This window comes from Pulveribacter sp. (assembly GCF_032079985.1).
GTDB lineage: Bacteria > Pseudomonadota > Gammaproteobacteria > Burkholderiales > Burkholderiaceae_C > Melaminivora.
On sequence record NZ_DAMATK010000001.1, the window covers coordinates 578,725 to 601,698 of the forward strand.

Genomic DNA, 22,974 nt, shown 5'->3' on the forward strand with positions numbered 1-22,974 from the left:
GCTTCAGGCAGGCAGCGCGCGCAGCCACTGGCCCGCCTGGGCGGCGTCCATGGGCCTGGCGATGCCGTAACCCTGGGCCAGGTCGCAGCCCAGGCTGCGCAGCAGGGCCAGCTGCTCGGGCGTTTCCACGCCCTCGGCCACGGACTGCAGCTGCAGACTGCGCGCCATCTGTACCACGGCGGTGACGATGGCCACGTCGTCGCCGTCGTCCGGCGTGTCGGCGACGAAGGAGCGGTCCACCTTGATCTTGTTGAGCGGGTAGCGCTTGAGGTAGGCCAGCGACGAGTAGCCGGTGCCGAAGTCGTCCACCGCCACGGCCACGCCCAGGGACTGCAGGCCCAGCAGCGTCTCGCGCGTCTGGCTGCCCTGCTGCATCAGCGCCGACTCGGTGATCTCCACCTCCAGGTAGCACGGCTGCAAGTCGCATTCGTGCAGCACGCGGGCGATGTCGGCCACCACGTCGCGTTGGCGGAATTCGATGGCCGAGAGGTTCACGGCCACCGGCACGCGCGGCAGGCCCTCGTCGTGCCAGGCCTTGAGCTGGCGGCAGGCCTCGCGCAGCACCCAGCGGCCTATCGGGGTGATCAGCCCGCGCGACTCGGCCAGCCCTATGAAGTCGTCCGGCCCCACCAGGCCGCGGTCCGGGTGCTGCCAGCGCACCAGCGCCTCGAAGCTGTGCAGCTGGCCGTTGTCCACCCGCACCTGGGGCTGGTAATGCAGCACGAAGCTGCCCTGCAGCACGGCCTGGCGCAGCAGGTGCTCCTGGCGCAGCAGCGCGGCGGGCTGCCCTTCCATGTCGGGGGCGTAGAACATGTGCGTGCCGCGCCCGCTGTCCTTGGCGTGCTGCATGGCGGTGGCCGCGCGGTGCAGCAGCTCGTCGGCACCATGCCCGTCCACGGGGAATACGCTGATGCCGATGGAGGAGGCCATCGACAGCGGCATGCCGCCGATGGTGTAGGGGGCACGCACGCGGGCCAGCAGCGCCTCGGCCGTGCCGGCGGCTTCCAGGCCGTTGGGCAGGTCGGGCAGCACCGCCACGAACTGGTCGCTGCCGACGCGTGCGGCAAACAGCCGGGCCTCGCCGCCATCGGCCTGCAGGCGGCGTGCCACATCGCACAGCAGCAGGTCGCCGGCCTCGTGGCCCAGGGACTCGTTGACCGTCTTGAAGTGGTCCAGGTCGATGAACAGCAGGGCCACGTGCCGCTGGTCGGCCTGCGCCCGGGCCAGCACGACGCCCAGATGTTCCATCAGCTGGCGTCGGTTGGGCAGCAGGGTCAGGGCGTCGTGCAGCGCCAGGAACTCGGCGCGCTCCTGCGCCTGCTTGCGCGCCGTGATGTCGCGCACCACCACCACCCGGTAGCCGCCGGCCACCAGCGGCATGGTCTTGCCCACCACCTCGAACTGCACCGCGTGTCCGTTCTTGTGGCGCACGGCGACCTCGTAGGGGTCCTCGCGCCCGCCCCCGACGTAGTCGAGCACCTTCTGGCGGTACTCGGGCAGGGCAAAGTCGATGATGGGCCGGCCCACCAGCTCGGCGCGCTCGAAGCCCGTCAGGCGCTGCAGGGCCTCGTTGCAGTCCAGGATGACACCGTCGGTGTGAAAGGCGATGCCTTCCTCGGTGGCGGCGGCGAACTTGTGCATGCGCTCGTCGCTCTCGCGCACGGCCTGCTCGGCGTGGCGGTGGTGGGTGATGTCGTTGATCAGCACGAAGGCGCCCACCGTGGCGGGCGCACCACCGGCGGCCGGCGTGGCCAGATGCGGCACCAGGCTGGTTTCCAGCGCACGCACCTGGCCGTCGGCCATCACGTGGTCGCGCGTGTAGTGTGCGGTATGCCCGGCCAGTGCACGCTGCACGTGCGGCAGGATGGTCTGCCAGGCCGCCTCGCCGATGACCTCCCGCACCGTGCGGCCGATGATGCTGCTGGTCGTCAGGCCGGCGAACTGGGCGTAGCGCTGGTTGGCGAACACGCAGCGCAGGTCCGACGCGCTGAAGTAGGCCAGCATCACTGGCACGGCATCGGCCAGCAGGCGCAGCAGCGGATCGCCGGTATGCGCCGCCCGCCCGGGCAGCTCGGCCTGGGTCAGCGGTGCGGGAAACGTGGTGGGGGCTTGCATGGCAGATGCGCTTGGCGCGCTTAGAGCTTATAGCCTACCGGAACGCCCTTGGCGAGTTGTTGGAGCAGGAAAGGGCCCGCCCAACGGCTTTCAAGGCCCTGCAAGGATAATGCCGGCCATGTCCGCCACCGAGCCTGCACGGCCCTCCCTGCCGCCCTGGATGACGCCCGCCAACCTGCTGCGCGTGTCGGTGGCGGTGGCACTGCTCACCATCGCGCTGAAGATGGCCGCCTGGTGGGTGACCGATTCGGTCAGCCTGCTGTCGGACGCGCTGGAGTCCTTCGTCAACCTGGCGGGAGCGGTGTTCGCGCTGGCCATGGTCACCGTGGCGCACCGCCCGGCCGACGACTGCCACCCCTATGGGCACCACAAGGCCGAGTATTTCTCCTCAGGCTTCGAGGGCATCCTGATCCTGGGGGCGGCGGTGGCCATCGTGTGGGCAGCGGCGCTGCGCCTGTTGCAGCCGCAGCCCGTCCAGGCGGTGGGTTGGGGCCTGGGTCTGTCGCTGGCCAGCACGGCCTGCAACGCGCTGCTGGCCTGGGGCATGCTGCGTGCGGCCCGGGTGCACCGCTCGGCGGCGCTGGAGGGCGATGCCCGCCATCTGCTGACGGACGTATGGACCTCAGTGGGCGTGGTCGCCGGGCTGCTGGCCGTGCGCGCCACGGGCTGGCTGTGGGTCGACCCGGTGGTGGCCATTGGCGTGGCGCTGAACATCCTGCGCGAAGGTGCGCGGCTGCTGTGGAGCGCCTCGCAGGGCCTGATGGACGAGGCCATGGACCCGGCGCTGCTTGCGCGCGTGCAGCAGGTGCTGCAGACGCACGCCGACGCCAGCGGCGGAGCCGTGGTCTTTGACGACCTGGTCTCGCGTCGCGCCGGCGCGCGCAACCATCTGGACCTACACATGCACCTGCCCCACGACTGGACACTGGGGCAGGCCGCGCGCGAGCGCCGCGCCGTCGAGCGGGCGCTGGTGCATGCCGTGCCCGGGCTGCGCGCCACCATCGCCTTGCTGCCGCGGGACCACACCACCGTGTTTGAGACGCTGCAGGCGCGCAGGGAGCAGCAACAACAGGAGGAAAAGAAGGTGGAGGAAAGGCGCTCATGATCAGCCTGCTGCAACGCGTGCGCGAGGCGCGCGTGGAAGTCGAAGGCCGCGTCACCGGCCGCATCGGCAGCGGTCTGCTGGTGCTTGTGTGCGCCGAGCAGGGAGACGCCGAGGCCGAGGCCGACCGCCTGCTGGCCAGGGTATTGAAGCTGCGCATCTTCAGCGACGAGGCCGGCAAGATGAACCGCAGCGTGCAGGATGTGGGCGGCGCCCTTCTCATCGTCAGCCAGTTCACCCTGGCCGCCGACACGCGCGGCGGCAACCGCCCCAGCTTCACCCAGGCCGCCGCGCCGCAGGAAGGGCGGCGGCTGTACGACTACTTCGTCGAGCGGGCCCGCGCGGCGCACCCCGACGTGCAGACGGGCGAGTTCGCCGCCGACATGCAGGTCCATCTGGTCAACGACGGGCCCGTGACCATCCCGTTGCGCATCGCACCGCCGACTGCCCCCTAAGGCGGCGCCGGGCGAGGCGCGGCGGCTACAGCCGCCAGAAGAACACGCCCGCCATCACCAGCCCCGTCGCCACGATGCCCCAGCGCAGCACCGGTGCCGGCAGCTTGCGGGCCACGCGGGCGCCGCCGTAGCCGCCCAGGGTGGCGGCGATCATCATCAGGAAGGCCTGCTTCCACTCCACGATGCCGCCCACCGCATAGATGGCCACGGCAATGGCCGTGAGCAGGGCCGACACCAGGTTCTTCATGCCGTTCATGGCATTCAGCTGGGTTTGGCCCAGCAGGCCGAACAGCGCCAGCAGCAAGATGCCCAGCCCGCCGTTGAAGTAGCCGCCGTAGGCCGCCACGGCCAGCATGCCCAGCCCGGCCTTCAGGGGCGACGTGGGGCCGTGGCTGCCCGAGCCCGCCCACTGGCGCAGCTGCGGGCCGAAGGCGAACATGGCGGTGGCCACCAGCAGCAGCCAGGGCACGACCTGGTTGAAGACGTCGTCGGGGGTGAACAGCAGCAGCGCGGCACCGGCCGAGCCGCCGATCAGCGACAGCAGCACCACGGCGCGCATGGACAGGCCGGGCGGCGGCTGCATGTCCTCGCGGAAACCCCAGGCGCCGGCCATGTAGCCGGGCAGCAGCGCCACGGTGCCGGTGGCGTTGGCGGCCACGGGCGGCATGCCGGTGAAGACCAGCGCCGGCAGGGTCAGAAAGCTGCCGCCGCCGGCGACGGAGTTGAGAGCGCCGGCGACGAAGGCGGCGGCCAGGAGCAGGGCGGTGTCGAACATCGGCGCCGATCTTAGGCGCGCCGGGCCGGCGGATTGGGTATGCCGGGGGTTACGCTGCTTTACTTGCCGGATTACGCCGCATAGGGGTCGGCAAAGCCCAGTTCCTGCAGGATGGCGGTCTCGTAAGCCTCCATCTCGCGGGCGTCCTCGTCGCTGGTTTCGTGGTCCCAGCCCTGGGCGTGCAGCGCACCGTGCACCAGCAGGTGGGCGTAGTGCTCCTCGAGCGTCTTGTTCTGCTCGTGCGCCTCGCGCTCGACCACCGGGGCGCACAGTACCAGGTCGGCCACGGCCACGGGCTCCTGCTGGTAGTCGAAGGTCAGCACGTTGGTGGCGTAGTCCTTGTGGCGGAATTCGTGGTTCAGGCGGCGGCCCTCTTCGCTGCCGACGATGCGCACGGTGATCTCGGCATCCACGCTGAGCGCGTGGCGGATCCAGCGGGCCACCCTGTGGCGCGGCAGCAGGGCGCGGTGCTGCGTGGCGCCCTGGGCGAACTGCAGCGACAGGCTCAGTTGGTTCAGTGCCATGGTTTGAGGTGTTTTTGGCCTCCAGCCCTTGCTGGATAAGCGCTGGCAGCTATTATTTTTGACATCAGTCGCCGCGCCGGCCCTGGCGCGCGTCGTAGGCGTCCACGATGCGCGCCACCAGCGGGTGGCGCACCACATCGGCGCTGGTGAAGCGGTTGAAGGCGATGCCCTGCACGCGCTTCAAAACGCGCTCGGCGTCGATCAGCCCGCTCAGCGAGCCCTTGGGCAGGTCGATCTGGCTGACGTCGCCCGTCACCACGGCGCGCGCGCCGAAGCCGATGCGCGTGAGAAACATCTTCATCTGCTCGGGCGTGGTGTTCTGCGCCTCGTCCAGGATGATGAAGGCGTTGTTCAGCGTACGCCCGCGCATGAAGGCCAGCGGCGCGATCTCCAGCGCATTGCGCTCGAAGGCCTTTTGCACCTTGTCGTAGCCCATCAGCTCGTACAGCGCGTCGTACAGCGGGCGCAGGTAGGGGTCGACCTTCTGCGTCAGGTCGCCGGGCAAAAAGCCCAGGCGCTCGCCGGCCTCCACCGCCGGACGGGTCAGCACGATGCGCTGCACGGCGCCGCGCTCCAGCGCGTCCACCGCGCTGGCCACCGCCAGGTAGGTCTTGCCGGTGCCGGCCGGTCCGATGCCGAAGGTGATGTCGTGCGTGGCGATGTTGGCCAGGTAGGCGCCCTGGCCGGTGGTGCGCGCGCGCAGGTCGGCGCGGCGCGTGGTGAGCAGGGGGGCGTCGGCGTCCGCGCCCTGCAGCTTGGCGTCGCCGGCCAGCATCAGCTGGATCTGCTCGTCCTTGATGGGCCGCTCGGCCATCTCGTACAGCGCCTGCAGCAGCTCCATCGCCTGCGTGGCGCGCGCCTTCGGGCCGTCCACCTTGAACTGCTCGTGGCGGTGGGCGATCTTGACCTGCAGCGCCGCCTCGATGGTGCGCAGGTGGGCGTCCGCCGGGCCGCACAGGTGGGACAGCCGCGTGTTGTTGTGGGGAGTGAAGGTGTGGCGCAGGATCACGCTGATAATTTCCGCTCGATTCGACACAGTAGGGACGGGCCTGCGTCGCGCGCTGCGGGCGTGCGGCGGGGCGCAAAGGATATCCATGATAGGCAAACTGACCGGCACGCTGCTGGAGAAGAACCCCCCGGAGGTGCTGCTGGACTGCCACGGCGTGGGCTACGAGGTACAGGTGCCCATGAGCACCTTCTACAACCTGCCGGCCGTGGGCCAGCAGGTCAGCCTGCTGACGCAGTTCATCGTGCGCGAGGACGCGCAGCTGCTCTACGGCTTTGCCAGCGCGCCCGAGCGCCAGGCCTTCCGCGAGCTGATCAAGGTCGCCGGCGTGGGGCCGCGCACGGCGCTGTCCATCCTCTCGGGCATGGGCGTGGCCGACCTGGCGCAGGCCGTGTCGCTGCAGGAGGGCGCCCGACTGGTCAAGGTGCCGGGCATCGGCAAGAAGACCGCCGAGCGGCTGCTGCTGGAGCTCAAGGGCAAGCTGGGCGCCGACATCGGCGCGCGCGCCCATGCCGCCACCGACGCCCAGGCCGATATCCTGCAGGCCCTGCAGGCGCTGGGCTACAACGACAAGGAAGCCGCCGCCGCCCTCAAGGCCCTGCCGGCCGACGTGGGCGTGAGCGAGGGCATCAAGCTGGCGCTCAAGGCCCTGGCGCGCTGACGCGGCCAACCTACCCATCACTGAATTACCCCAACTCTTCATACCCGAGGACCTCGCCATGCCTTCTCCTTCGTCCCTGCACGCCCGCGCCCGCTGGGCCTCCCTGTCCCTGCTGCTGGCTCTGGCTGCCTGCGGCGGCGGCAGCGGCAGCAGCACGCCCGAGCCCACCCCCGCGCCGCCGCCCGGCCCCGTGCCGGCTCCGTCACCGGCGCCGGCGCCAGCACCGACCCCCTCCGGCAGCGACCGGATCGAACCCTACGATCCCGGCGCAACCCAGGCCGTCCAGGCCACCAAGCAGGGGGCGCAAGCCGCCGCCGCCGCGCAGGACGCGCGCACCGTGGCCCTGGGCCCGCTGGCCGCAACGTCGGTGAAGGCAGCCGCCCTGGTCGACCCCGGCACGCCGCTGCAGATCGGCCAGGCGCGCAGCGTGGCCGACACCGCCACGCCCGAGGCCACGGCCCGCCTGCTGCGTTGGCAGCCGGGCGCGCGCGGCACGCAGGTGGCGGCGCTGCGCTTCGTGGCCGAGGGCGCGCACGGCGTGCGCCTGGGCGTGCTGGTGCAGGCCCTGCCCGAGGGCGCCGTGCTGCGCGCCTACGGCACGCCGCAGGGCGACGTGGTGCAGATCAGCGCCCGCCAACTGCAGGAGCTGGCCGCGCGCAACGCCCAGGGCGGCGCCGATGAGACTGTGGCCCGCACCTGGTGGAGCCCCGACTTCGGCGGCGCCCAGACCACGCTGGAGATCGAGGTCGCCAGCGCCGCCGACATCGCCGCCGTGCGCCTGTCGGTGCCGCGCCTGTCGCACTTCACCCAGGCGCCGCAGCAGGCCGAGGAGGCTCTGCTGCCCAAGGCCGCGGGCAGCTGCAACGTGGACGTGGCCTGCCGGCCCGAATACCTGGAGCAAAGCCGCTCCGTGGCCCGCATGCTGTTCGTGCGCGAGGACGGCCAGACCTACCTGTGCACCGGCACGCTGATGAACGACGCCTCTTCCTCCGGCACGCCGTACTTCCTGAGCGCCAACCACTGCGTGGGCACCCAGGCCGTGGCCTCCACGCTGACCACCGACTGGTTCCTGCGCGCCCCTGGCTGCGGCGCCGCCGGCACGACCCCGGCCGCCACGCGCGTGGCGGGTGGCGCCACGCTGCTGTACGCGGCGGCGCGCACCGACACCGCCTTGATGCGGCTGAACAATCCGCCGCCGGCCGGCATCGTCTACGCCGGCTCGTACTTCGGCACCCCGCTGCAGCCCGGTACGGCGCTGGCGGACGTGCACCACCCCGCGGGCGATCCGCAGAAGATCAGCCTGGGCACACTGCAGCGCTACAGCGTCTGCGGCGGCAGCTTCTGCAGCAGCAGCGACGCGACCGAAGGCACCTACCTGACGCTGAACTGGCAGTCGGGCGTAGTGGAGGGCGGCAGCAGCGGCTCGGCCGCCTTCGTCACCCTGGGAGAGCGCCGCTACGTGGTCGGCCAGCTGCTGGGCGGCAGCTCCAGCTGCGCCGTGCCCACCGGGGTGGACCACTACGGTCGCTTCGACCTGAGCTACCGCGAGGCGATCAAGAACTGGCTGAATCCCGGCGCCTGAACGTCGTCAGATCAGCGCCAGCCCCGGCGGCAGGCTGTCGCCCAGGCTGCGCTGGCGGTCCTCGGCATCCAGCTGCACCACCTCGCGCACCTGGTTCACCCAGCGCTCGGGCGCCGCGCTGTCCTGCAGCTTTGCCAGCACCTGGGCGCGCACGCCGTCCGCCAGGTCCAGCGTGCGCTCGCCCGTCCTGCGGGCGATCTGCACGGCGGCGAACATGGCGTGCTCGTTCTTGCGCCAGTCCTGCGCCAGCGCGGCGGCTAAAAATTCCTGCGCCGCCTCGGGCGGCATGACGCGGTGGGCATTGGCCGCCAGCGCCGTGCGCGCCGCCAGGCGGCCGATGGCCCACCAAGTCTGCTGCGGCTCGCCCGGCTTTTGCAGGCGCGCCAGCATCCACTGGCCCATCTCGCGGCGGTACTGCCAGGGCACGGCCTCCATGGCGGCAAACAGGCGCAGCATGTCGTCGTAGCTGCCCCAGGCGCTGCGGGCCGCGCCGCTGCGCTGCACGGCCTTTTGCATGCAGCCGGCCACTTCTTCCAGCAGCTGCATCTGGCGGGCTTCGTCCAGGCCGGCGGCCACGCGGCGCCAGAAGACCCACCACTCCGTCCAGTTGGCCGCCTCGCGCGGGTGGGCCAGGCCCTGGGCGTGCAACTGCCAGACCTGGTCGATGCGCCAGGCGTCCAGCGCCGCGCCCACGCCGGGGCGCAGGCACCAGCCGGCCAGGTTGAGCCAGGCGCGCTCGTGCTCGGGGCTGCGCCGGCGCCGGCGGGCGCGCTCCAGCAGCGCGTCGAACAGGGTGCGCAGCAGCGCCAGCGGCCAGTCCTCGCGCGGGCCCAGCCGCTTTTGCAGCGACTGGCGCAGCTGACGCACCTCGCGCGCGGCCACGTCCTGGGCCTGGCTGCCGAAGATGCGCTCCAGCAGGGCGACGGCCTCGGGCAGGCGGACGTCGGTTGCAGATTGCGGGTCTTTTGGGGCTGCAGCGCTTGATGGGCCTGCGCCGGCAGCTATGGTTTCTGATGCATCGCCGCGCACGGCGAAGGGCAGCAGCCAGCTGTGCCCGGCGTCGTGCTCGGCCACGCAGCGCACCTGCAGCGTGCCCACCTCGCTCATGCTGGCCTGCAGCTGCACCTCCACCCGCGCCGTGGCGCGGCCGGGCGGGGCGGGCAGCACGGCAGCCAGGGGCGGCAGCTCGGTCCAGCCTTCACCCTCGATGGGCGCGATCTGCCCGGCCTGGGCCTGGCCCTGGCTGCGCGCCACCAGCGTGAAGCGCACGGGCTGGCCCAGCGCCAGGGCGAAGCGCCGCCCGGTCAGCACCAGGCGCGTGCCCTCCTCGGTGCCGCGCGGCAGCAGGCAGACGCCCTGGGCGGCTGCGCCCCCCTGCGCCGGCAGCACCAGCCAGTAGCTGCGCGCGGAGCCGCCGCCGATGCGGGGAACTACGCTTTTGATAGCTACTCGCGCTTGCCCTGACTGGGTTTGAGGCTGATTTGACTGTATTTTTTCCTGGTGCTGCGCCAGGGCGTGGGCGGCCGCGCCGCGGGCCACGGCCCAGTCCGGATGCGGGTTGTGCAGCACGCGCACGGCCTGCCCGCGCCAGTGGCCCAGCAGGTCGGCCAGGCGCTCGGCCAGGGCGTGGGCGTGGAACACGCCGCCGTTGAGCAGCACCGTGTCGGGCAGCGCCTGCGCCGCGTGGCGCGCCAGGAACAGCGCCAGGTGCCGCGAGATGGCCGCGTCCGCCGGGTAGGGCAGTCCCAGGCCGCGCAGGGCGCCCTGGCGGCGCTCGGGGGCGTCGTGCAGCCCGGCGGTGGGCAGGAAGGCCTCGACCACCCATGCGTGCACCTGCTCGCGCGTCAGGGTGGCGCTGCGCGTCTGTGCCAGCAGGGCCGAGCCCGTGCCCAGCAGCGTGACGGGCACGCCGGCGGGCGACTCCCGCGCCAGCAGCCGCTCCTTGGCGGCGCGGCAGCGCTGCACCAGCTCGGCAAAGCGCGCCGGCGCCAGCCGCTGGCCGGGCGGGGCGAAGTGCGGCTCCAGCCGGTGCGCCAGGGCCAGGTCCATGTTGTCGCCGCCCAGCATCAGGTGCTCGCCCACGGCAATGCGGGTCAGCGCGGGCAGGGCGCCGTCCGCCGCGCCGTCCACGCGGATCAGCGTCAGGTCGGTGGTGCCGCCGCCCACGTCCACCACCAGCACCAGGCGGCTGGCGGCCAGCTGCGCGGCCAGGGTATCGCCCTGCAGCACCAGCCAGTCGTGGAAGGCGGCCTTGGGCTCTTCCAGCAGCTGCAGCGGCGGCAGGCCGGCCAGCTCCGCCGCCTGCAGGGTCAGGGCGCGCGCGCCTTCGTCGAACGACGCCGGCACCGTCAGCACCACGCTTTGCTGCGCCAGCGGGGCATCGGGGTGGGCGGCGTCCCAAGCGGCGCGCAGGTGGGCCAGGTAGCTGGCGGACGCATCCAGTGGCGAGATCTTCGCGACCTCGTCGCCCGCGCCCCAGGGCAGGATGGGCGCGCTGCGGTCTACCCCGGCGTGCGACAGCCAGCTCTTGGCGCTGGCCACCAACCGCTGCGGCGCGGACGCGCCCAGGCCGCGCGCCCAGCGCCCGACGACGGCCGGGGCCTCGTCGTCCGCGCCCAGCGGCGGCCAGGGCGTGCGCCAGGCCTCGCCCAGCTCGCCCGGCGCCGCCTGGTAGCGCATGGAGGGCAGCAGCACGTCGGCCTGCACCTCGGCGGGCGACAGGCGCTGGGGAACAGGCAGCAGACGGATGCCGTCCGCGCCGCCGTCCAGCGGCGCGTAGGCGACGGCCGTGTGGCTGGTTCCCAGGTCGATGCCGACGGCGTAGCGGGGTGTGCTCACAGGTCGCCCAGTTCGCTTTCGATCTGCTCGATGCTGGGCAGGCTGGTCTGCAGTTCGGCCGGCAGGGATTCGAGCAGCCGGTATTCGGCAATGCCCATGGGCTGGCCCCGGTCGCCCAGGGCGTATTCGGCCACCACCTTGTTCTTGCTCTTGCACAGCAGCAGGCCGATGGTGGGGTTGTCGCGCTCGTCCTTGACCTGGCGGTCCACGGCGGTGAGGTAGAAACCCAGCTGGCCCAGGTGTTCGGGCTTGAAGGCGCCGGCCTTGAGCTCGATGACCACGTAGCAGCGCAGCTTGAGGTGGTAGAACAGCAGGTCGATGAAGAACTCGTCGCCGCCCACGTTCAAAAGCACCTGGCGCCCGACGAAAGCAAAGCCCGCGCCCAGCTCCAGCAGGAATTCGGTCACGTGGCGCACCAGGGCGGTTTCGATGTCGCGCTCGTGTGCCTCCTCGCTCAGGCCCAGGAAATCGAAGCGGTAAGGGTCCTTGAGCGACTCGCGCGCCAGATCGGACTGCGGCGCAGGCAGGCGCGCCTCGAAATTGGTCACCGCCGCGCCGCTGCGCTCGAGCAGGCGATTTTCGATGTGCATGACCAACACGTTGCGCGACCAGTTGTGCTCCAGCGCCTGGGCCGCGTACCAGCGGCGCGTCTTGGGGCCGGGCAGCCTGTCCAGCAGCACCAGGTTGTGCCCCCAGGGCAATAGTGCAGCAGCCTGTTGCACAAATTCGGTATCGGGCCACGCCTGGGCAAAGGCACGCATGTACTTCATGTTGCGTGGCGAAAACCCCTTCATGTCCGGGAACGCCGCCCGCAGGTCGTGCGCCAGCCGCTCGATGACCTTCGCGCCCCAGCCCTCGCGCTCCTGGCGTTGCAGGATGTCCCGGCCGATCTGCCAGTACAGCAGCACCAGCTCGCGGTTCACCGCCAGCGTGGCGCGCTGCTGGGCGGTGTGGATGCGCGTTTTCAGCTCGGCCAGCCACTCGGCGTAGCCGCCGGGCGGCGGGGTCAGGGCGACGGGGCGCTCGGCCATGGCTTCAGCCCTGGGCGGCGGCAGACGGCGCGCGCACGTCGAACTCCACCTTCCAGCGCTCATGCCCGCCCACGGGCACGGCGTGCAGCTCCAGCGTGCCGATGTCGGTCACGCGCGCGTGCAGGGTGACGGGGACCACCTCGCCGGCCGCGCGGCCTTCCGATGGCAGGTGCAGCTCGATCTCCTGCAGCTCCACCAGCTCCCCGGGCGACCAGAACTCCAGCAGCGTGCCCACGGTGTCCTGCCGGCGCACGCTGGAGCCGAAAAAGCGCAGCCGCACCGGCTCGCCCACCACCAGGCCGAACTGCTGCTCGGCCAGCGCCACCTCGGTGCCTTCTTCCATGCCGAAGGGCGCCAAGCACAGGGCGGACAGCGGCGGCTCCATGCCGGGGATGGCCGGCAGGTTGCCCTCCACGCCCACGTAGTAGCTCTGCGCCGTGCCGCCGCGGATGCGCACGCCGGCGCCCGCGTGCGCGACGTGGCCGAAGTAGGCGGCGCCGCGCGCCACGGCCAGGTCCAGCTGCGCGCCCTCCAGCAACCGCGCGGGCGGCGCGCCTTCGGCGGCCAGCCAGCCGTTCAGCACCTGCAGGATGCGGGACTCAACCTGCGGCGCCTTCAGCACGCCGCCGTTGAACAGCACGGCCGTGGGGTGCACGAAGCCGGCGCCCTCGGGTCGCGCCGTGGCCTCCACCTGGCGCGACAGAAAGGCCGCCAGGTGGCGCGTGACGGCCGCGTCCTGCGCGTAGGGCAGGCCCAGCTGGGTCAGCGCGGCGCGGGCGCGCACCTGCGGCCGGTCGGTGATGGCGGCGGGCGGGAAGAAGCCCTCCACCAGCAGCTGCAGCACTTCTTCCTGCGTCACCTCGGTGCGGATGCTGCCGCCGATCAGCTTGCTGCCCCGGCTGGGCACGACCACCGGCACGCTGGCCGGCGCGTCCTGCGCCAGCAGCTGCTCCTTGGCGGCGCGGCAGCCGTGCGCCAGGGCGCGGGTCTGCCAGGCATCCAGCTGCTTGCCCTCGGCCGCCAGCTTGCGCGCCGCGCCGTAGGCCAGGGCCAGGTCCATGTTGTCGCCGCCCAGCAGGATGTGCTCGCCCACGGCCACGCGCTGCAGCTGCAGACTGCCGCCTTCGCTTCGCACGGCGATGAGCGACAGGTCGGTCGTGCCGCCGCCCACGTCCACCACCAGGATCACGTCGCCGTCGCGGACCTGCTTGCGCCAGGCGCCGCCGCTGGCCTGGATCCAGCTGTACAGCGCGGCCTGGGGCTCCTCCAGCAGCGTCAGGTGCTCAAAGCCGGCGGCCTGGCAGGCCTCGGCCGTCAGCTCGCGCGCGGCCGGGTCGAACGAGGCGGGGATGGTCACGGTGACGCGCTGCGCGCTCAAGGGCGCCTCGGGGTGGGCCTGGTCCCAGGCGCGGCGCAGGTGGTTGAGGTATTCGGTGCTGGCCTGCAGCGGCGAGAGGCGCGGCACCTCCTCGGGTGCGTCGGCCGGCAGGAGGGGGGCGCGCCGGTCCACGCCGGGGTGGCACAGCCAGCTCTTGGCGCTGGACACCAGCCGGATCGGCGTGGCCGCGCCGCGCGCGCGGGCGAATTCGCCCACCACGAAGGGCGGCGGTGCGTCCTGGCCGGGCAGGGCGCGGTCGGCGGCGCTCAGCTCGCTTTCGTGGGGCAGGTACAGAAATGACGGCAGCAGCGGCTGGGCCTGCACGCTGGCGGGCGCTGTCAGCTGCGGGATGTCCAGCACGCCCTGGACCACGCGCTCGCCGTCGCTGCCCGACTCGTCCACCCACGACAGGGCGCAGTGGGTGGTGCCCAGGTCGATGCCGATGCTGTAGCGCGGTTCAGGGTGTTTTTGGCTTCCAGCGCCCGTCCCGTCTGCGCTGGAAGCTATTGAATTAATAGCGTTCACAGCTCCACCTCCGCCTGGGCGACGATGCGCGCGGCCTGCGGGTCGGTGAGCTGCGGCAGGCGCACGTCCTCCACCTGCCAGCCGCGGTGAGCCAGGGTGCCGGCAAAGGGCGGCTGGCCGACCACGTTGCCGCTGACGTGCACGGCGGCGGCGTCGAAGCCGGCGGGCAGCGTCACGCGGCTGCCCTCGGCCTCGGCGCGCACGGGTGCCAGCGTGAAGTGCTCGGCCAGCACCTTGCGGCAGCCCTCGTGCACCACGCGGGCGGCGGCGCCGATCTCGGCGTCGGCATAGCCGGCCACGTCCTCCTGCACGAAGTCGACAAAACGCGCCTGGCGCTGCAGCAGGCCCAGCAGCTGCAGAGCGGCGGTGGGGGCGTGCACCTCCAGCGTCTTTTCAACGACGCGCTCCACGGGCACCTCGATGCGGGTCTCGACGATCTTCTCGACGGGCACTTCCACGCGCACTTCGGTGGGCGGCGCGTCGGCGGCCAAGGCCTCGCCGGCGCGCAGGCGCAGCACGCCCTGGGCCAGGCGGGCGTCGCCCAGGATGGCAAAGAAGCTGCCGATCGCAATGGCGATGCGGCTGAAAAACGATGGGGGCTGGGAAGCAGCAGTCATGCAGGAAAACCGGTGTGTCGGCGCGCCGCCATCGGCACGCGAAAAGGGCAAAGATGTTACCCAACCGCCCCTAAACCGCCTGCTGCGGGGGACTATCGCGCACAATCTTCCACTGTATGACCATACAGACAGACGACTTCGCCCCCGCCGCGCCGCGGCCCGCTGGGGGGCCTGCCGCCCGCGTGGTGTCGGCCGCCACCAGCTCGCCCCAGGAGGAGGCGCTGGAGCGCGCCCTGCGCCCGAAGCTGCTCGATGAATACGTCGGCCAGGCCAAGGCGCGCGAGCAGCTGGAGATCTTCATCAAGGCCGCAGCGAAGCGCGGCGAGGCGCTGGACCACGTGCTGCTGTTCGGCCCGCCGGGGCTGGGCAAGACCACGCTCAGCCACATCATCGCCACCGAGCTGGGCGTGCAGCTGCGCCAGACCAGCGGGCCGGTGCTGGAAAAGCCCAAGGACCTGGCGGCGCTGCTGACCAACCTGGAAAAGAACGACGTCCTGTTCATCGACGAGATCCACCGCCTGAGCCCCGTGGTCGAGGAAATCCTCTACCCGGCGCTGGAGGACTACCAGATCGACATCATGATCGGCGAGGGCCCGGCCGCGCGCAGCATCAAGCTGGACCTGCAACCCTTCACCCTGGTGGGTGCCACCACGCGCGCCGGCATGCTCACCAACCCGCTGCGCGACCGCTTCGGCATCGTGGCGCGGCTGGAGTTCTACACGCCTGAGGAGCTCTCGCGCATCGTGCGCCGCTCGGCCGGGCTGCTCAATGCGCCCATCGACGACGAGGGCGCCTTCGAGATCGCCCGCCGCTCGCGCGGCACGCCGCGCATCGCCAACCGCCTGCTGCGCCGCGTGCGCGACTACGCCGACGTCAAGGGCGACGGGCGCATCACGCTGGACATTGCAAAGCTGGCCCTGACCATGCTGGACGTGGACCCGCAGGGCTTCGACGTGATGGACAGAAAACTGCTGGAGGCGGTGGTGCACCGCTTCGACGGCGGCCCGGTGGGGCTGGACAACATCGCCGCCAGCATCGGCGAGGAGAGCGGCACCATCGAGGACGTGATCGAGCCCTATCTGATCCAGCAGGGCTTCTTGCAGCGCACGCCGCGCGGGCGCATCGCCACGCTGGCCGCCTACCGGCACCTGGGCGTGGCCCCGCCGAACGCGGCGGGCGGGCTGTTTGGCGCGTAGCGCTCAGCCTGCCGGCGTGGTGCCGGCGTTCCAGTAGGCCTGCAGCACGCTGGGCAGCTCCTCGATGCGCTGCACCACGCCGTCCAGCTCCTCGGCGTTGACCGAGGTGGCGTACAGGATGACCTCGATCTCCGAGTCGGTGGCGCCGAAGTGGTTCTTCTGCACCGCGCGCACGGGGTACTGGGCCGCCTCCAGCAGGCGCACCATGTGCTCGCGCACCTCGGACTGGTCGTCGCGCCGGCACAGGGCGTAGACGTGGTAGGTGGCCTCGGACGAGACGCTGCTCAAGGGGCTGCGGTTGATGTGGTTGACCACCGGGCGCAGCAGCGTATTGCTGGCCAGCACGAACAGCGTGGCCAGCGCCGCCTCGACCAGGAAGCTGGCGCCGGCGCAGGCGCCCACCGCGGCCGAGCCCCACAGCGTGGCCGCCGTGTTCAGCCCGGTCACGTTGACGCCCTCCTTCATGATGGCACCCGCGCCCAGGAAGCCCACGCCGGTGATCACGTTGGCCACGGCGCGCGTGGAGCCGTCCACGCCGTTCATGCGGATGGCCAGGTCCACAAACACCGCCGCGCCCACAGCCACCAGGGCGTTGGTGCGCAGGCCGGCGGTGCGCTGGCGCACCTGGCGCTCCAGCCCGATCACGCTGCCGAAGACGAAGGCGAAGAACAGGCTGATCAGCGTGTTCAGCGTGGCGGAGGGGTCGATGTTGTGCAGGGCCTGCATGGATGGAAAGACCGGTGAGGGTGGCAGGGACGGGGCTGCGAGCGTAGCTCAGGCCGCCGCCGCGCTGGCGCCGTTGGCCTGCCGGCCGCGCCACCACGGCCAGGCCAGCGCCAGGCCACGCGGCAGCAGGCCGGGGGGTGCGGCGGTGCGCGCCGGGCCGCGCGTGGTGATGGAGGGATGCTGCGGCTCGTCCTTTTCCGTGGTCGCTGCCAGCGCCTGCCAGCGCCGCCGCGCCATGGGCGGCAGCTGCGCGCAGACGGCCGCGCGCTGCGTGCTGGGCAGCAGCGACAGGGCGTCCACCATCTGGCGCGTGCTCAACGCCGCCAGGGCGCGGGCGAAGGCGCGGGCGCCGGCCTGCTCGGCCAGGCGCTCCAAAACGTGCGGGCGGCGCAGGCGCAGGGCGGCCAGCAGGGCGCGCTCCAGCGTGCCGCTGCCGGCGGCGGGGGCGATGGCATGGGAGTACTTGAGGACTTCGGGTTGAAGGCGCGTGGCGCGCCGCCGTCCCGTGGGGTGCAGCATGTAGTCGGGGTTCCTTGGGGTGTGGATGAACACGGGCGGGCACGGTTCGCGCCCCGCGCCAATGGCGGGGCCCGGCCGGCGCGCGGCGGGTTCGAAAAAACAAAACAAAAAAGCACGCCCGGCCGGCTGCCTGCCACGCGCAATGCGAAGCAGGTCAGCCGGCGGCTTGGGCCATGCGGCGAAGGCAGCGCGCGCCGCCAGAGTCCAAAGACACGGCGGCGCGACTGCGCGGGGTGGAGCAGCCGCTGTGTCAGCGGCCGCTCGGGCGGCCCGGTGCGTCCTGCATGCCGAGAAAGCTGCGGATGCGGTGCGTGGGCCAGTCGGTGCGCGCGTCCAGTTCCAGGATCTGCGCCAGCGGCGGGGCCGGCTGCGGATGGCGCTCGGCCTCTGCACGGGGCGGGCAGGGCAGGGCGCGGCGCGGCAGGTGGTGGGACCAGAAAAGAGGCATGGCGATCTCCTGTGCGGGCACGGGAGGCAGCCACGTAGCGGTACGCATCAACACCGCGCCCGGGCCTTGCGGCACCGACGCGTGGCGAACCACGGCGAGGGCCAATGCACAGCCGGCCCGGATGGCGGGCTGGCGAGGCATTGATCAGAAAAGGGTTGCGTCGAACCCTGCGGGGCAGCAAGCGGGCCGGCCGGCCCCCTGCTGCGGGCAGGTAATCCGGTCAGTCGGCCAGCGGCGCTGCCGTTGCGGCGCGCGGTGATTCGCTGGTTGAACTGGCACTGTCCACGTGGGGACTCCGAAAACGACGAAGCGCGTATTGTTGCAAAAATACGTCAGGTTGTCAAGCCCATGGCAGGTTTGGCAGGGGCCGGCTCGGGCGTGGCGACGGGTGCCGCCGCCAGGCCGCGCAGCATGCCCGCCACGATCAGCGCCTGCGCCGCGAAGTAGGTGGACAGCACCCATACCTGCGACCAGGGCAGGGGCTGCACGAAGCGGTTGATGGCCAGCAGCGTGTCGCTCAGCATGAACAGCGCGGCGCCCACGGCCACGGCCAGCGTGCCCGGCACTTGGCCGCGCAGCCGGGCGTGGCGCGCCAGGGCCTGGGCGGCCATCAGGGCGATGGCCAGGACGTAGGCCGCCACCGGCAGGCGCAGCCCGGCCGGCAGCCCGCCCTGCACCAGAAAGGCATACATGCCCGCGCCGAAGGCCAGCACGGCCAGCAGCGCGACGCGCGCGCCGTGCCAGGCCCAAGGCACGCCCTGGCGGAACAGCGCCAGGTAGGCCAGGTGGGCCAGCAAAAAGGCCACCAGCCCGGGCAGGAACCGGCCGGGCAGCATCAGCAGCACGTCGCCCGCCAGCGAGCCGGCCAGCGCGCACAGCAGCAGGCGGGTGCTGGTGCTTTGATGGTCAAAAGTGCCTACAGCCCTTTGCTGACAAGCGCTGGCAGCTACGCTTGTGATAGCAAAAATGAGGGCCAGCGGCTTGAACAGCAGATGCCATTCGCGCAGCTCCAGCGCAGCGGTGGCGGTGGCCAGGGCGCCGGCCTGGATCATCAGCGCCTGCGCCATGCCGATGCGTCCCTGCGTGGCCGCGCCCAGCGCCCACTGGCAGGCCACCAGCACGCCGAACCACAGCGCCGCCTGCTGCCAGGGCAGGCCTTCGGCCGTCCACAGGAAGGCCGCCGCGCCGGCCACCAGGGCGGCGAACTGCAGCACGGCGAACACGCGCAGCGCCCGGCCCATGGGCGGGGAGAACAGGGGCATGTCGTTGATGTCGAAGGCCGGCTTGGGGTGGCTGCGCGCCACGTCCTGTGGACGCCAGCCTGGCGGCTTGAGCCACACGCGCAGCTTGTCGGCCAGGCTGCGCGTGCGCCAGCTGTCTTGCGCCAGGCCGGCGTAGACCTGGACGTTGGCCCACAGCGGATCCCAGCTGTTCAGCAGCCCGCGCGTGCCGTAGACGCAGGGCTGCTGCGGATCCTCGTCCTTGAAGGTGCCGAACAGGCGGTCCCAGACGATGAGGATGCCGCCGTAATTCTTGTCCAGGTAGTCGTCGTTGACGGCGTGGTGCACGCGGTGGTTGCTGGGGCTGCAGAACCACCGGTCGAACCAGCCCAGACGGCCCACCTGCTCGGTGTGCACCCAGAACTGGTAGAGCAGGTCGATGAGGCCGACCACCACGAAGACCAGCGGCGGCACGCCGGCCAGCGCCATGGGCAGATAGAACAGCCAGCCCAGCAGCGCGCCCGAGCTGGTCTGGCGCAGCGCGGTGGACAGGTTGTAGTGCTGGCTCTGGTGGTGCACGGCGTGCGCCGCCCACAGCACGCCCACCTCGTGGCCCATGCGGTGCAGCCAGTAGTAGCAGAAGTCGTAGAAGAGCAGCGCCAGCAGCCAGCCGTACCAGGTGGTCCAGAAGGCGTCATTGCGCCACAGCGCCAGGTGCTGCCAGGCCAGCGTGTACAGGCCGATGCGCAGCAGCGCGGTAAAGACGGCGCTGGTCTGGCTGAGCAGGCCCAGGTTCAGGCTGCCAATGGCGTCGGCCAGCGCCAGGGGTTGCCGTCCGCGGCGGCGGCCGACGGCCCACTCCAGCGCCATCAGCGCGAAGAACAAGGGGGTGACGAGGACGATGATCTGGCCTGCGGACATGCGGGCCATTGTCGGCAGGCGCAGCGCCCGCGCACAGGCAGGGCAACCCTGAGCCGGCGGGCCCTCTAGGCGTGCGTGATCCAGCCGTCGTACTGCGGGCCGTCCAAGTGCGTCAGGCTGTTGAAGGTCTGCATCATCAGCCGCTTCGGCGCGATGCTGAATTCGGTCACCGCGCTGTTGCGCAGGCGCATGTTCAGCGCGATCGTCACCTCTGCCGGGGTGGACAGCACCTCGCCCACGGCGGTGGAGATGGGTCCGCCGCTGGACACCAGCAGCACGTTGTGCCCGGCGTGGCGCTGGCGCACCTGCTCCAGCGCATCGCGCACGCCGCCGCGAAACTGTTCCCAGCTGGGCATGCCCTCGGGGCTCAGCGTGCCGCCCATCCATTGCGCCAGCGCGTCGCACAGCAGCCGGAAGTACTGCCGGTACAGCTCGGGTGTGGCAGGCGCTGGCAGCGGCGAGGGGTGCACGGCGCGGATCAGCGCCAGGCTGTCGTATTCGTTGAGCTGGGGCAGCGACAGCGCTTCGGGCGCACCGCCCAGCCCTTCGGCGATGCCGGCCAACGTCTGCACATGCCGGCGCAGCGTGCCGCACAGCACGGCGTCGAACTGCAGGCCGCGCTCGCGCCAGTAGGCGCCCAGGCGCACGGCCTGTTGCTGGCCGCGCTCGCTGAGTTGGTCGTAGTCATCGGCGCCAAACGAAGCCTGGCCGTGGCGCACGAGGTAGAGGGTTCCCATGCGGGCGATTGTGCGGGGCGGGTCGCACTCGTCTTGTCGCCGTGGAGACGAATGGCAGTGGGTGCAAAAAAGTTTCTTTGTATGAAACTTCTGGGATTTGCTTTGACAGCGTTTGCACCGATCCATAGGCTGAAAGCTGGAATTCAAAGTTTCGCTGAAAGAAATTTCTGTGACCCACTCTTCATCGCTCAAATCGGTCGTCACCCCCGTGCGCGGCGGCGGCACCTCGTCCGTGGAGCGCGCCATGCGCGTGCTGCGCGTCATGTCCGAGGGCAGCAGCGTGCGGCTGACCGACATCGCCGTCGCCGCCGACCTGGACAAGGCCACCGCCTTGCGCCTGCTGGAGGTGATGGTGCAGGGCGGCTTTGTGACCCGCGACGCGCAGAGCAAGCGCTACACGCTGGGGCCGGAGCTGGCGGTACTGGGCGCCGCGGCGCTGCGCCGCTTCGATCCGCGCCCGCTGGCCCGCCCCAGCGTGATGCGGCTGATGGGCACCTTCCACGACAGCGTGGTGCTGTCCATTCCCAGCGGCGTGGAGTCGCTGTGCATCGACGTCGAGGTTGGGACCTATCCCATCCGCGCCAACTACCTCACGGTGGGCAGCCGCCGCCCGCTGGGCGTGGGCGCCGGCAGCCTGGCGCTGCTGGCCTGGATGCCCGACGACGAGCGCGAGGCAGCGCTGGAGACCCTGTCCGGCCAGCTCGAGCGCTATCCGCGCATCACCATCGAATTGCTGCGCGAACGCATCGCCGCGGCGCGCGAGCACGGCTATGCCGTGCTGCTGGACGTGGTGGTCGAGCGCATGGGCGGCATCGCCGCGGCCATCCTCGACCCGCAGGGCAGGCCCGTGGCGGCGCTGAGCATCGCCGCGCTGAACGAACGCATCCTCGGGCGCGAAGCCGCGCTCGCCCAGGCGCTGCTGCGCGAGGCCACGGTGTGCCAGGTCCGCTGGGCCGAGGCTACCCGGGCCGACCGCCTCGTGGCGCCCGCCCACCGGAAAGCCAACCCATGAATGCAGCAAACACCTCCTTGCAGCCGGCCTACCTGCGCGGCGCTGGCGGCACGCCCTTCGGGCGGCACGAGGGTTGCGGTGCCCTGGACCTGATGGACCTGGCGGCCGCCCAGGCCATCGACGCCAGCGGCCTGGCGCGCCACGAGATCGACGGCGTGCTGTGCGGCTACGCCACCACACTGCCGCACCTGATGCTGTCCACGCTGGTGTGCGAGCGCCTGGCGCTGCGCCCGCACTATGCGCACGGCCTGCAGCTGGGCGGCGCCTCGGGCGCGGCCATGCTGATGGCGGCGCGCGAGCTGGTGCGTTCGGGCCGCTGCCGCAACGTGCTGGTGCTGGGCGGCGAGAACCGCCTGACCGGCCAGTCGCGCGACAGCTCCATCCAGACGCTGGCCCAGGTGGGCGATGCCGATTTCGAGGTGCCCAACGGCGCCAGCGTGCCGGCGTACTACGCGCTCATGGCCTCGCAGTACATGCACCGCACGGGCGTCACCTCGGCGGACCTGGCCGAGTTCGCCGTGCTCATGCGCGCTCACGCGGCGCAGCACCCGGGGGCCCACTTGCGCACGCCCATCACGGTGCAGGAGGTGCTGGACTCCAAACCCATCGCCCGGCCGCTGTCGCTGCTGGACTGCTGCCCGATCTCGGACGGCGCCATGGCCCTGGTCGTCTCGGCCGAGCCGGCCGACCAGGGCGCGGTGGCCATGGCGGGTGCGGGCCAGGCGCACCGGCACCAGCACCTGACGGCCATGGAGGACGTGCTGCAGTGCGGCGCCGCCGAGGCCGCGCAGCAGGCCTTCGCCGAGGCCGGCCTGTCGGCGGGCGACATGGACTATCTGGGCATCTACGACTCCTTCACCATCACCCTGGTGATGCTGCTCGAGGAGATCGGCTTCGCCTCGCGCGGCGGCGCGGCGCAGCGGCTGCGGGCGGGCGACTTCGCCCGCACGGGCGCGCTGCCGCTCAACACCCACGGCGGCCTGCTGTCGTTCGGCCACTGCGGCGTGGCCGGCGGCATGGCCCACGTGGTGGAGGCCTGGCGCCAGATGACTGGCCAGGCCGGTGACCGGCAGCTGCGCCGGCCGCGCCACGCCTTCATCCATGCGGACGGCGGCGTGATGTCGTCGCACGTGAGCCTGATTCTTTCGCACGAGGACCGGCCATGAGCGCCCCCGACACCCCCGACGTGGCGCGAGCGCTGGCCGCGCCCTTCACCGACGGCCTGCGCCAGGGCGTGCTGCGCTACCAGCACTGCAGCGCCTGCGGCCGTGCGCAGACGCTGGCGCGCTATGCCTGCCAGCACTGCGGCGCGCGCGGCACGCTGCACTGGCGCGACGCGGCCGGCACGGGCAGCGTGCACGCCGTCACCGAGGTGGCGCGCGCGCCGTCCGACGGGTTCCGGGCGCTGGCGCCATACACGCTGGCCATCGTGCAGCTGGACGAGGGGCCGCGCCTGATGGGGCATGCGACGCCCGGCGTGCGCATCGGCGCGCGCGTGCGCGCCGGCTTCTTCGAGCACCAGGGCGTTGTGCTGATTCGCTTCGAGCCTGTGGACTGAACACCCCGCAAGCCATCTGTTTTCCTTC

Annotated in this window: 21 protein-coding genes; 8 read left to right on the forward strand and 13 right to left on the reverse strand. The window is 71.7% G+C overall.

The window, feature by feature from the left end; translation table 11 throughout:
* Positions 1–3: 3 nt before the first annotated feature.
* Positions 4–2,115 (reverse strand): EAL domain-containing protein, encoded by a 2,112-nt coding sequence (locus RT282_RS02655; RefSeq protein WP_313311607.1) that lies wholly within the window; start codon positions 2,113–2,115, stop codon positions 4–6.
* Positions 2,116–2,233: 118 nt separating this feature from the next.
* Between RT282_RS02655 and RT282_RS02660 the strand changes: the two genes are divergently transcribed.
* The gene (locus RT282_RS02660) at positions 2,234–3,220 is read left to right on the forward strand and encodes a cation diffusion facilitator family transporter (RefSeq protein WP_313311609.1); all 987 of its coding nucleotides are present in this window, start codon (positions 2,234–2,236) and stop codon (positions 3,218–3,220) included.
* A complete protein-coding gene (dtd, locus tag RT282_RS02665; protein WP_312306244.1) occupies positions 3,217–3,672 on the forward strand; it encodes a D-aminoacyl-tRNA deacylase in 456 nt (151 codons plus the stop codon). Before RT282_RS02660 ends, dtd begins: the two co-directional genes overlap by 4 nt.
* 25 nt (positions 3,673–3,697) lie before the next feature.
* Here the strand turns inward: dtd and RT282_RS02670 are convergent, their stop codons facing one another.
* The 3 genes from RT282_RS02670 to RT282_RS02680 all read right to left on the reverse strand — a co-directional run bounded on the left by RT282_RS02670 (position 3,698) and on the right by RT282_RS02680 (position 5,980).
* Positions 3,698–4,447 (reverse strand): sulfite exporter TauE/SafE family protein, encoded by a 750-nt coding sequence (locus tag RT282_RS02670; protein ID WP_313083169.1) that lies wholly within the window; start codon positions 4,445–4,447, stop codon positions 3,698–3,700.
* Between the two features lie 71 nt (positions 4,448–4,518).
* Complete coding sequence (ybeY, locus tag RT282_RS02675; RefSeq protein ID WP_313311611.1) at positions 4,519–4,971, reverse strand: rRNA maturation RNase YbeY; 453 nt, start codon at positions 4,969–4,971, stop codon at positions 4,519–4,521.
* A gap of 64 nt (positions 4,972–5,035) precedes the next feature.
* Positions 5,036–5,980 carry a PhoH family protein gene (locus RT282_RS02680; RefSeq protein ID WP_313311613.1) on the reverse strand — a complete coding sequence of 315 codons (945 nt, stop codon included), beginning with the start codon at positions 5,978–5,980 and terminating at the stop codon, positions 5,036–5,038.
* A gap of 85 nt (positions 5,981–6,065) precedes the next feature.
* On the opposite strand from RT282_RS02680, the gene ruvA reads away from it, so the two are divergent.
* Entirely contained in the window at positions 6,066–6,638 is a 573-nt protein-coding gene (ruvA, locus tag RT282_RS02685) for a Holliday junction branch migration protein RuvA (RefSeq protein WP_312306236.1), read from the forward strand.
* 58 nt (positions 6,639–6,696) lie between these two features.
* Positions 6,697–8,220, forward strand: coding sequence for an endoproteinase ArgC (locus tag RT282_RS02690; RefSeq protein WP_313311615.1), 1,524 nt, complete (start codon positions 6,697–6,699; stop codon positions 8,218–8,220).
* Positions 8,221–8,226: 6 nt separating this feature from the next.
* On the opposite strand, the gene RT282_RS02695 is transcribed toward RT282_RS02690, so the two are convergent.
* From RT282_RS02695 to RT282_RS02710, 4 genes are read right to left on the reverse strand one after another with little or no spacing between them, the layout of a single operon-like run.
* Positions 8,227–11,058 carry an Hsp70 family protein gene (locus tag RT282_RS02695; RefSeq protein WP_313311617.1) on the reverse strand — a complete coding sequence of 944 codons (2,832 nt, stop codon included), beginning with the start codon at positions 11,056–11,058 and terminating at the stop codon, positions 8,227–8,229.
* Positions 11,055–12,089 (reverse strand): PDDEXK nuclease domain-containing protein, encoded by a 1,035-nt coding sequence (locus tag RT282_RS02700; protein ID WP_313311618.1) that lies wholly within the window; start codon positions 12,087–12,089, stop codon positions 11,055–11,057. Before RT282_RS02700 ends, RT282_RS02695 begins: the two co-directional genes overlap by 4 nt.
* A gap of 4 nt (positions 12,090–12,093) precedes the next feature.
* A complete protein-coding gene (locus RT282_RS02705) occupies positions 12,094–13,974 on the reverse strand; it encodes an Hsp70 family protein (protein ID WP_313312592.1) in 1,881 nt (626 codons plus the stop codon).
* A gap of 14 nt (positions 13,975–13,988) precedes the next feature.
* Positions 13,989–14,609: a DUF2760 domain-containing protein gene (locus RT282_RS02710; protein ID WP_312306228.1), complete on the reverse strand. Its 621-nt coding sequence runs from the start codon at positions 14,607–14,609 to the stop codon at positions 13,989–13,991.
* A 116-nt stretch (positions 14,610–14,725) separates the two neighbouring features.
* Between RT282_RS02710 and ruvB the strand changes: the two genes are divergently transcribed.
* Positions 14,726–15,805, forward strand: a complete 1,080-nt coding sequence (gene ruvB / locus RT282_RS02715; protein ID WP_313311619.1) for a Holliday junction branch migration DNA helicase RuvB — start codon at positions 14,726–14,728, stop codon at positions 15,803–15,805.
* A 3-nt stretch (positions 15,806–15,808) separates the two neighbouring features.
* Here the strand turns inward: ruvB and RT282_RS02720 are convergent, their stop codons facing one another.
* From RT282_RS02720 to RT282_RS02740, 5 genes are all read right to left on the reverse strand, one after another.
* A complete protein-coding gene (locus RT282_RS02720; protein ID WP_313311620.1) occupies positions 15,809–16,531 on the reverse strand; it encodes an MgtC/SapB family protein in 723 nt (240 codons plus the stop codon).
* 48 nt (positions 16,532–16,579) lie between these two features.
* On the reverse strand, positions 16,580–17,083 hold the full coding sequence (locus RT282_RS02725; RefSeq protein WP_313311622.1) for a hypothetical protein: 504 nt from the start codon (positions 17,081–17,083) through the stop codon (positions 16,580–16,582).
* Between the two features lie 217 nt (positions 17,084–17,300).
* The gene (locus tag RT282_RS02730) at positions 17,301–17,498 is read right to left on the reverse strand and encodes a hypothetical protein (protein ID WP_313311623.1); all 198 of its coding nucleotides are present in this window, start codon (positions 17,496–17,498) and stop codon (positions 17,301–17,303) included.
* Between the two features lie 332 nt (positions 17,499–17,830).
* Positions 17,831–19,639: a lysoplasmalogenase family protein gene (locus RT282_RS02735; protein ID WP_313311624.1), complete on the reverse strand. Its 1,809-nt coding sequence runs from the start codon at positions 19,637–19,639 to the stop codon at positions 17,831–17,833.
* A 65-nt stretch (positions 19,640–19,704) separates the two neighbouring features.
* On the reverse strand, positions 19,705–20,376 hold the full coding sequence (locus tag RT282_RS02740; protein WP_313311625.1) for a histidine phosphatase family protein: 672 nt from the start codon (positions 20,374–20,376) through the stop codon (positions 19,705–19,707).
* A gap of 169 nt (positions 20,377–20,545) precedes the next feature.
* Here RT282_RS02740 and RT282_RS02745 point away from each other — a divergent pair, with 169 nt between their 5' ends.
* The 3 genes from RT282_RS02745 to RT282_RS02755 are packed head-to-tail and all read left to right on the forward strand — an operon-like array spanning position 20,546 to position 22,946.
* Positions 20,546–21,388, forward strand: coding sequence for an IclR family transcriptional regulator (locus RT282_RS02745; protein ID WP_313311627.1), 843 nt, complete (start codon positions 20,546–20,548; stop codon positions 21,386–21,388).
* Positions 21,385–22,554 carry a thiolase family protein gene (locus tag RT282_RS02750; protein WP_313311629.1) on the forward strand — a complete coding sequence of 390 codons (1,170 nt, stop codon included), beginning with the start codon at positions 21,385–21,387 and terminating at the stop codon, positions 22,552–22,554. The genes RT282_RS02745 and RT282_RS02750 overlap by 4 nt, the downstream gene beginning before the upstream one ends.
* Entirely contained in the window at positions 22,551–22,946 is a 396-nt protein-coding gene (locus RT282_RS02755; protein ID WP_313311630.1) for an OB-fold domain-containing protein, read from the forward strand. Before RT282_RS02750 ends, RT282_RS02755 begins: the two co-directional genes overlap by 4 nt.
* The last annotated feature ends 28 nt before the right edge of the window (positions 22,947–22,974 follow it).

Coding starts and splice junctions, on each gene's coding strand:
- RT282_RS02710 (WP_312306228.1), bottom strand. CDS start 14,609: ATGACTGCTGCTTCCCAGCCCCCATCGTTTTTCAGCCGCATCGCCATT.
- ybeY (WP_313311611.1), bottom strand. CDS start 4,971: ATGGCACTGAACCAACTGAGCCTGTCGCTGCAGTTCGCCCAGGGCGCC.
- RT282_RS02750 (WP_313311629.1), top strand. CDS start 21,385: ATGAATGCAGCAAACACCTCCTTGCAGCCGGCCTACCTGCGCGGCGCT.
- RT282_RS02730 (WP_313311623.1), bottom strand. CDS start 17,498: ATGCCTCTTTTCTGGTCCCACCACCTGCCGCGCCGCGCCCTGCCCTGC.
- ruvA (WP_312306236.1), top strand. CDS start 6,066: ATGATAGGCAAACTGACCGGCACGCTGCTGGAGAAGAACCCCCCGGAG.
- RT282_RS02670 (WP_313083169.1), bottom strand. CDS start 4,447: ATGTTCGACACCGCCCTGCTCCTGGCCGCCGCCTTCGTCGCCGGCGCT.
- RT282_RS02660 (WP_313311609.1), top strand. CDS start 2,234: ATGTCCGCCACCGAGCCTGCACGGCCCTCCCTGCCGCCCTGGATGACG.
- dtd (WP_312306244.1), top strand. CDS start 3,217: ATGATCAGCCTGCTGCAACGCGTGCGCGAGGCGCGCGTGGAAGTCGAA.
- RT282_RS02700 (WP_313311618.1), bottom strand. CDS start 12,089: ATGGCCGAGCGCCCCGTCGCCCTGACCCCGCCGCCCGGCGGCTACGCC.
- RT282_RS02690 (WP_313311615.1), top strand. CDS start 6,697: ATGCCTTCTCCTTCGTCCCTGCACGCCCGCGCCCGCTGGGCCTCCCTG.
- RT282_RS02720 (WP_313311620.1), bottom strand. CDS start 16,531: ATGCAGGCCCTGCACAACATCGACCCCTCCGCCACGCTGAACACGCTG.
- RT282_RS02655 (WP_313311607.1), bottom strand. CDS start 2,115: ATGCAAGCCCCCACCACGTTTCCCGCACCGCTGACCCAGGCCGAGCTG.
- RT282_RS02735 (WP_313311624.1), bottom strand. CDS start 19,639: ATGTCCGCAGGCCAGATCATCGTCCTCGTCACCCCCTTGTTCTTCGCG.
- RT282_RS02740 (WP_313311625.1), bottom strand. CDS start 20,376: ATGGGAACCCTCTACCTCGTGCGCCACGGCCAGGCTTCGTTTGGCGCC.
- ruvB (WP_313311619.1), top strand. CDS start 14,726: ATGACCATACAGACAGACGACTTCGCCCCCGCCGCGCCGCGGCCCGCT.
- RT282_RS02755 (WP_313311630.1), top strand. CDS start 22,551: ATGAGCGCCCCCGACACCCCCGACGTGGCGCGAGCGCTGGCCGCGCCC.